Genomic DNA, 8,032 nt, shown 5'->3' on the forward strand with positions numbered 1-8,032 from the left:
CGGAGTCCTCCTGAGATCACGGCATGCGAGAAGAGATCGCGCAGGTGCTCGGCGGCCCGGCCGCCGCCCGGTGCCGCCGGTCAGCCGGCACGCTCGTGGACCGCTTCTGCGGCGGCGCTCGCGTAGAGGATCTCGCGCATGCCCGGGAGGGCCTCACGGTCGGCCCGCCACACCAGGCGCAGGCTCAGGCCGGGGACGTCCAGCGCGAGCCGGGCGAGCGCGCCGGCGGCGACCTGGTCGGCGACCGCGAACCACGGCAGCAGCGTGATCCCGAGGCCGCGCTCGGCCCACGCCCGCATGACCGGCACGCCGCCCGCCCGCACCCGCTCCACCCGGTCGCCCAGCAGCCGCTCCCCCGCCAGCCAGAACGAGCAGGCCGGAACGTTGACCAGCAACCGCTGGCCGTACAGGTCCTCCTCCCGCAGCCGTGACGCGGCGGCCAGCGGATGGTCCGGCGCGGCGACCAGCGCGAGCGGCACGGGATCGAGGTCGAGGAAGGCCAGCGGCGCGTCCGGCGCGCCGAAACCGAGCCCGCCCAGGTCCTGCCCGGTGTCGAGCAGCAGCGCCGTGTCGAGGTCCGCGGCGGCGACCGCGTCGAGGAGACGGTCGCGGGCCCCGTCTGACCGCACCTCCACCACGAGGTCGGGACGGCGCTCGGCCAGCCGGGCCAGGACCGCGGGCACGTACACGGCCGCGATCGTCTCCAGGGCGCCGAGTCGCAGCACCGGGCGGGCCTCCACGACGTCGCGCCGGGCCTGGTCGGCCTGGTCCAGCAGGCGGCGCGCCCAGCCGCGCAGGCGCTCACCGGCCGCGGTCAGGCGCATTCCCCGGGGACCCCGCTCGAACAGCGCGACTCCGAGGTCCCGTTCCAGCGTTCTGATCTGCTCCGACACCGACGACGGCGCGAGACCCAGGGCGACGGCGGCGTCGGTGACCGTCCGATGTGCCACAACCGCCTCGAAGGTGCGCAACTGCCGCAGTTCCATGCCCCCCGAACGGGCCCGGAGCGTTCGGTTATTCCGAACGCTCCCTGCGGCCGGGCCGGTGGAGCCGTACGGCGGCGGGCTCCACAGTGGGCCCAGGTTGTCTACCTTCTGGAGATCCCTTGATGACGTCCCCCGTCTCTGCCCCGGCCGCGCCACCCGTACGGCCCGCACCCGCCCGGGGCCGCGCGCTGGCCGGGATCGCGCTCGGCTACTTCATGGTGCTGCTCGACACCACCGTGCTGTCGGTCGCCGAGCCCGACCTCGCCCGGTCCTTCGGCGGCGCGGGCGTCGCCGGGCTGCAGTGGACCGTGACCGGCTACACCCTCGTGTTCGGCGCCGCGCTGCTGACGGCCGGGTCGGTGACCGACCGGTACGGCGCGCACCGCGTGTTCCGGATCGCCGTCGCCGCCTTCGGCCTGGGCAGCCTGCTGAGCGCGTTCGCGCCGTCGCTGTGGGCGCTCGTCGGCTTGCGGGCGCTGCTCGGTCTGGCGGCGGCGGGCTGCGTCCCCGCGTCGATGGCGATGATCGCCCGGCTGTACCCGGTGCCCGCCGAGCGGGCCAAGGCGGTGGCCGTCTGGGCGGCGACCAGCGGCGCCGCGCTCGTGGCCGGTCCGGTGGCGGGCGGAGCGCTGACCGACCTCGCGGGCTGGCGGGTGATCTTCCTGGTCAACGTCCCGCTCGCCGCCGTCACCCTCGCGCTCACGGCAGGAGCGGCCGTACGCTGCCCGCGCGGCGACCGGCGTATCGACTGGGCCGCCCAGATCCTGGCCTGTGCGGCGGTGGCGCTGCTGACCGACACACTGATCGCGCTCGGCGCCCACTCCTTCGTCCATGCCGCCTGGTCGGCGGCCGCCACAGCCGTGGCGGTGTGCGCCTTCGCCGTACGGGAGCGGCGCGGCCACGCCCCGGTGCTGGCGCCCGCCGTGCTGCGGACACCCGGCGTCCCCGGCGCCCTGCTGGCGGGGGCGGCGGTCAACTTCGCGATGAGCGGGGTGCTGTTCGTGCTGCCGCTGCTCTTCCAGCAGGCGCTGGGCCTGACGCCGGGGAAGATCGGGGCGGCGCTCCTGCCCATGACGCTGCCCTTCGCCGTCAATCCGCTGCTGACCGGCAGGATCGTCGCCAGGTCCGGGCCGAGGCCGCCGGTGCTGGCGGGGCTCGGCCTGCTCACGGCCGGCGGCGTCGCGTTCGGCGCGGCCGTCTGGGCGGGCGCCTCCTACCCGATCCTGCTGGCCGGGCTGGTGGCCACCGGTTTCGGTGTGTCGTTCGCGCTGCCCGCCCTGGCCACCTGGATCGTGACCGCGGCTCCCGAAGGCTCCGCCGGCGTGGCCGGTGGGCTGCTCAACGCGGCCCGGCAGTGCGGCGCCACGATCGGCGTCGCCGTGACGGGTGCGTTCGTGACCGTCGGCGTCGCCGACCAGGGACACCACGGCGCGGCGTACGCGCTGGTCGTGCCTGCTGTGGTCTGCGCCGCGGCGGCCGTCGCCGTCGCGCGGGCAGCCCAGCGGGCGGCCCGGCGCCCGGCCGGGTGAGGCACCGCTCGTAGGCGGTCCTCGCGATCGCCGCGGGCGCGTTCATCGCCTTTTCCGTCGCCGTTTCGGGGCCGTAGCCCGTTGACAAGCAGCCTCTCGGGAATGGGAGACAGCAGGGCCGCGGGACGGGCGGCCGGGAGTCATGCCGACTGCGGGAGCTAAAGACGGGGTGTGGAAAGGGCTGCACCGTGGTCACGAGGTCAGAGATCGACTATGAGGCGGTGTTCAGGGCCAGCCAGGCCCCGTCCATGCTGCTGACCGCCGACTTCGTCGTGCTCGCCGTCAACGACGCCTGTCTCGAACTGGCGGGGCGCAGCCCGCAGGACGTGTTGGGCCGCAACCTGTTCGACGTCTTCCCGCCCAACCCGGTGGCGCCGCAGGACGCCGAGCAGCAGGGTGCGCGGATGCTGCGGAACTCCCTGGAGCAGGTGGTGACCACCCGCCGCCGGGACTTCATGCCCCTGCAGAGGTACGACATCGAGGCGCCGGGTCGGCCCGGCGTGTTCGAGGAGCGGTACTGGAGCACGGTCAACACGCCCGTGCTCGGCCCGCACGGCGAGGTCCGCTGGATCGTCCTCAGCAGCGAGGAGGTCACCGACTTCGTCCGCGCGCTGCGGCGCTCCGGTGCGGGCGGCGAGCAGGACTCCCTGGCCCTGCAACTGCAGACCCTCAACGACCAGCTCAGGCGGGCGCACCGGGAGCAGCGCGAGACGACCTCCGCCCTGCGCGAGGCCATCGAACGGCAGCGGCGGCTGGTCAGCGACGCCTCCCACGACCTGCGCAACCCCATCACCGGGCTGCTCACCGAGCTGGAGGTCGCGCTGTCCGAACCCGGCATCGACCTGCAGCGGATCTTGCGCAAGCTGCTGCGCGACGCGGAACGGCTCAACGACATCGTGGCCGACCTGCTCGACCTCGCCCGCCTGGACAGCGAGGCGCACGAGGACGAGCAGCTGATCGACCTCGCCGAGTTCGTCAGCGAGGAACTGGACCGCCGCACCCCCCGCACCGCCGTCCTCACCCGCCTCGACCCGCAGGTGTACGTACGCGCCTCGGCGATCCGCCTCGCCCGCCTGCTGGGCAACCTGATGACCAACGCCGAGCGGCACACCCACACCAAGATCGAGGTCGTGGTCACCGCCGACCCTCCCGACGCCGTCCTGGAGGTCCTCGACGACGGCCCCGGCATCCCGCCGGAGGACCGCGAACGCGTCTTCGAGCGCCGCTACCGCCGGGAGGAGGCCCGCGTACGGGATCCCGGCGGGTCCGGGCTCGGCCTGTCCATCGCGCGGGAGATCGCCCAGGAGCACGGCGGCCGGCTGTACGTCGCCGAACACCACAGCGGAGCCCGCCTCGTCCTGCGTCTCCCCCTCGCCGGCGAGCGGTGCTGCGGAGAAGACGCCGCTGAAAGACGCCCCTGAGGAAGCGTCCCTTCACCCGGCGAGGGCCTCCCGGAGGAACCCCGGCGAGCTCCACCCGCGCGGCCTTCGCCTGCGACATATACAGCGGCCATGATCGGCCACCGGGCCGGGGCCGGCCCGCTCACGACGCGTACGGCGAACGGCCGCACGGATGCGGCGGCGGCCGGTCCGGGCCTGGCGTCCTAGGATCGGGGTCATGTCCCTGACCGCGGAGTACGTCGACCGGTTCGAGGCCTCCAGGCCGCGCCTGGAAGCCATCGCCTACCGCCTTCTCGGCTCCGCCGGGGAGGCCGAGGACGCCGTGCAGGAGACCTTCCTGCGCTGGCAGGCCGCCGGCGTCGATCACATCGAGGTTCCCGAGGCCTGGCTGACGAAGGTCCTCACCAACCTGTGCCTCAACCAGCTCACCTCCGCGCGGGCGCGCCGCGAGACCTATGTGGGCCGGTGGCTTCCCGAGCCGCTGCTCGCCGGGGACCCGATGCTCGGCCCGGCCGACACCGCCGAGCAGCGCGAATCGGTCTCGTACGCGGTCCTCACCCTCATGGAGCGCCTGTCCCCCAGTGAACGGGCGGTGTACGTGCTGCGGGAGGCCTTCGACTACCCGCATCGGGAGATCGCCGAGATCCTCGACATCACCGAGGCCGCCAGCCAGCAGATCTTCCACCGTGCCAAGAAGCACATCGCGGACGGCAAGGCCCGCACCGAGATCGGCGAGGCCGCCACCCGGCGCATCGTCGAGGAGTTCCTGGCGGCCGCCACCACCGGCCGGATCGAGCCGCTCGTGCGCCTGCTCACCGAGGACGCCATCGCGATCGGCGACGGCGGCGGGAAGGTCCCAGCCCGTGCCAAGGCGTTCGAGGGCGCCCTCGCGGTCGCGAAGTTCCTGCGGGGCCTGTTCATACCCGCCGAGGCCAAGCGCGCCTTGGTCGGTGGCACGGCCGAGGTATACCTCTGGACCGCCAACGGCGACCCCGCCGTCGTGGCCGTCGTGGACGGCCAGGTCGTCGGCGTCATGTGCCTGGAGGTCACCGCCGAGGGCATCGCCGCGTTCCGCAGCCAGGTCAACCCCGACAAGCTCGAACGCGCGACCGCGCAGTGGGCGGCCGCCGACCACGGAGAGCCCCTGTTCTCCGTGTGAGGCGCTTCACATCTCGTTCCTGTCAGGAAACCGCGTGCTGCCCGGTTCAAGTGGCACATCGCGCAAGACAGGAGCAAGGGGCATGCAGCACCGCATCATCGTCCTCGGAGCCGGATACACCGGAGCCATCGCCGCCGGGCGCCTGGCCAAGCGGCTCCACCGCGAGGACGTGGCCATCACCCTCGTCAACGCCGAGCCCGACTTCGTCGAACGCGTCCGCATGCACCAGCTGGCGACCGGCCAGGACCTCAAGCCCCGGCCGTTCAGCGAGATGTTCGCGGGCACCGGTGTCGAGCTGAGGCTCGCGAAGGTCACCGGCGTCGACGTCGACCGCAAGACCGTCACCGTCGTCGACGCGAACGGCGCCGGCGTGATCACACCCGAGTCCGGCGCCGAAGAACTCCCCTACGACACGCTCGTCTACGCCCTCGGCAGCGGCTGGAACGACCAGGCCGTCCCCGGGGCCGCAGAGCACGCCTATGAGATCGCCAGCCGGCCCGGAGCACTGCGGCTGCGCGAGCGCCTGGCCCGCCTCGGCGCCGGGCAGACCGTGGTCGTCGTCGGCGGTGGCCTCACCGGACTGGAGGCCGCGACCGAGATCGCAGAGGCCCGCCCGGACCTCGACGTCGTCCTCGCCTCCGGCGGCGGTCTCGGCGACTGGCTGTCGCCCAAGGGCCGCGAGCACCTGCGGAAGGTCTTCGGCAGGCTCGGGATCACCGTGCACGAGCACACCACCGTCACCGGCGTCGAAGCCGACCGCGTCGTCACCGCCGACGGCACGGCCATCCCCGCCGCGGTCACCGTGTGGACCACCGGCTTCGCGGTCCACCCGATCGCGAAGGCGACCGCTCTGGAGGTCAACGGCGCCGGCCAGATCGTGGTCGACGGGACCATGCGCTCGGTCTCGCACCCCGACGTGTACGCCATCGGCGACGCGGCCATGGCGATGGGCCCGGGGAACAAGCCGCTGCGCATGTCGTGCGCCTCGGGCACCCCGGCCGCGTGGCAGGCAGCCGACGCGATCGCGGCGCGCCTGACGGGCGGGAAGCTCCCCCATGCGCCGATCCGCTACTTCAACCAGTGCATCTCGCTCGGCCGCAACGAGGGCCTGATCCAGTACGTCACCGCCGACGACCGCGCCGTGCGGGCCGTCCTGACCGGCCGGTTGGCCGCCGTCTACAAGGAGTTGGTCTGCAAGAGCGCCGCCTGGGGCGTCGCCAACCCGACGCTCGGGCTGCCGACCCGGCGCCGCCGCGTCACGCCGGGATCTGCCGTGAAGGAGCCTGCGTAGGACGCACCAGGCGGCCGGAGGAGATGACGGAGCGTCGTCGTCACGGCCCGTGCGGGGGCTCGGGAGACTCCTGACGCAGCCGCAGCTCGGCGGCGACCGCGCGTTCGCGCAGCTGGGCCGCCTCGGCCCGGGCCACGTCGAGCTGCGCGCGCAGGTCGGCCAGCCGGGCCCGTTCCAGGGACAGCTCCGCCTGGATCCGCTCCCGCTCGGCGGTGGCGGTCCGGGCGTCCTGCTCCGCCCGGGCGGCTTCCGCGTCAGCGGCCCCGGCACGCGCTTCGGCCTGCGCCGCCTCCGCGCGCAGCCGGGCGGCCTCCGCGACGGCCTGCTCGCGGGCCGCCTCCGCCGCCTCGGCTCTGGCCAGCACCCGGTCGCGCTCGTCGTGGGCCTGCGCCACGGCCCGGTCGCGCTCGGCCTCCGCACGCGCGACCGCGCGGTCGCGTTCGGCCTCGGCCGCCTGGGCGCGGGCCAGCGCGGCGGCGCTCGACTGCTCGGCCTCACGATGCGCCCGGCGGGCCAGCTCCGCCTCCGCCCGCGCGGCACGCGCGTCGGCCTGCGCCTCGTCGCGTTCCTGGACGGCCTGCTCGGCCTGCTCCCGGGCCAGGCGGACCTCGGCCGCGGCCCGGTCCACCCGGTCGGCCAGCTCGCGTACGGCCTGCTCGCGGGCGGCCTCGGCGACCTCGGCCCGGCGGACGGCCTGGTCGGTCTCCTGCCTGGCTCGGCGTTCAGTGCTCGCCGCCTCCCGCAACGCTGCCAGGGCCTGCTCGCGGGCGGTTTCCGCGTCGGCGAAGGCGGTGTCCCGCTCGGCGTAGGCCTCCTCCGTCCGGCGGCGGGCCTCCTCGGCCTCCCTGCGTGCCTCCTCGGCGGCCTCGCGGGCGAGCCGTACCTGCTCCAGAGCCTGCTCGCGCTCGGCGCGGGCGATGGCGACGCTCGTGTGCGCCTCGGCCTGGATGGCGCTCAGCTTCGCCTCGACCCCCGCCGGGCTCAGCTCCTGGGCGAGCACCTGCGCCAGCGGCTCGATCGCCGCCGCCAGGCCTTTCTCCATGCGTTCGTACAGGTCTTCCACGCGCGCCAGCGCGCCCTCCAGGCCCGGTGTAGCGCGGCGGAGCTCCCGCTCCCTCTTGGCCGCCGCCTGGCAGTCGCCGTCCGGGCAGTACTCCCGCGGCCTGCCCCGCCGGATCGGCTGCTCGATGGGCGCGCCGCAGTGCTTGCACGCGGTGATGGTCACAGAGCTCGTCACGGCGGCCCAGCGTACCGAATTTCTGAATTTCTAGAAATAGAAAACAGAAAATATTCATCTGTTGCGCGGCCATGCCACTCAGATCACTTGGGAGATGGGTAATTCTCGCAAGCTATCGACCGGGCACCGATCCTCCTGCTGCGTCCAGAGGCATCTGTTGAGCGCCAGGTTTTGTCACTGGCCCTGAACGGGACTCCGGAGCCCTGGACGTGCGCTGACGCAAGTGATCGTTTCGGTGCCTCTGTGCGACGCATAGCGCTGGGGAACCGCTGCCAGGATGTGAAGCTGCCGGGAATCCGCAGGGGTAGCTCCCCCGGGGCCTGGCCTGCCCGACCGATGACACGCTTCACGATGATGCCCTCGACCAGCGGAGACGCCAGGTTGTGTCACTGGGAGCGGCGAGTTTGGCAGTGGAGGCGCCAGTTTTGTC

General features: G+C 73.6%; 6 protein-coding genes. 4 read left to right on the top strand and 2 right to left on the bottom strand.

Annotated features, from left to right (window positions below; genetic code table 11):
* Positions 1 to 80: 80 nt before the first annotated feature.
* Positions 81 to 986, bottom strand: a complete 906-nt coding sequence (locus Msi02_RS13695) for a LysR family transcriptional regulator (protein WP_204048689.1) — start codon at positions 984 to 986, stop codon at positions 81 to 83.
* A 122-nt stretch (positions 987 to 1,108) separates the two neighbouring features.
* On the opposite strand from Msi02_RS13695, the gene Msi02_RS13700 reads away from it, so the two are divergent.
* The 4 genes from Msi02_RS13700 (at position 1,109) to Msi02_RS13715 (ending at position 6,365) form a co-directional block, all read left to right on the top strand.
* Entirely contained in the window at positions 1,109 to 2,515 is a 1,407-nt protein-coding gene (locus Msi02_RS13700; protein ID WP_204048690.1) for an MFS transporter, read from the top strand.
* Positions 2,516 to 2,703: 188 nt separating this feature from the next.
* Positions 2,704 to 3,936 carry a PAS domain-containing sensor histidine kinase gene (locus Msi02_RS13705; protein ID WP_204048691.1) on the top strand — a complete coding sequence of 411 codons (1,233 nt, stop codon included), beginning with the start codon at positions 2,704 to 2,706 and terminating at the stop codon, positions 3,934 to 3,936.
* Between the two features lie 196 nt (positions 3,937 to 4,132).
* Positions 4,133 to 5,074 carry an RNA polymerase sigma factor SigJ gene (gene sigJ / locus Msi02_RS13710; RefSeq protein WP_204048692.1) on the top strand — a complete coding sequence of 314 codons (942 nt, stop codon included), beginning with the start codon at positions 4,133 to 4,135 and terminating at the stop codon, positions 5,072 to 5,074.
* 82 nt (positions 5,075 to 5,156) lie between these two features.
* On the top strand, positions 5,157 to 6,365 hold the full coding sequence (locus tag Msi02_RS13715) for an NAD(P)/FAD-dependent oxidoreductase (RefSeq protein ID WP_204048693.1): 1,209 nt from the start codon (positions 5,157 to 5,159) through the stop codon (positions 6,363 to 6,365).
* A 40-nt stretch (positions 6,366 to 6,405) separates the two neighbouring features.
* Here the strand turns inward: Msi02_RS13715 and Msi02_RS13720 are convergent, their stop codons facing one another.
* On the bottom strand, positions 6,406 to 7,602 hold the full coding sequence (locus Msi02_RS13720; RefSeq protein WP_204048694.1) for a coiled-coil domain-containing protein: 1,197 nt from the start codon (positions 7,600 to 7,602) through the stop codon (positions 6,406 to 6,408).
* Between the last annotated feature and the right edge of the window lie 430 nt (positions 7,603 to 8,032).

Origin of the sequence: Microbispora siamensis (assembly GCF_016863095.1) — a bacterium.
In the GTDB taxonomy this organism is placed as follows: Bacteria; Actinomycetota; Actinomycetes; order Streptosporangiales; family Streptosporangiaceae; genus Microbispora; species Microbispora siamensis.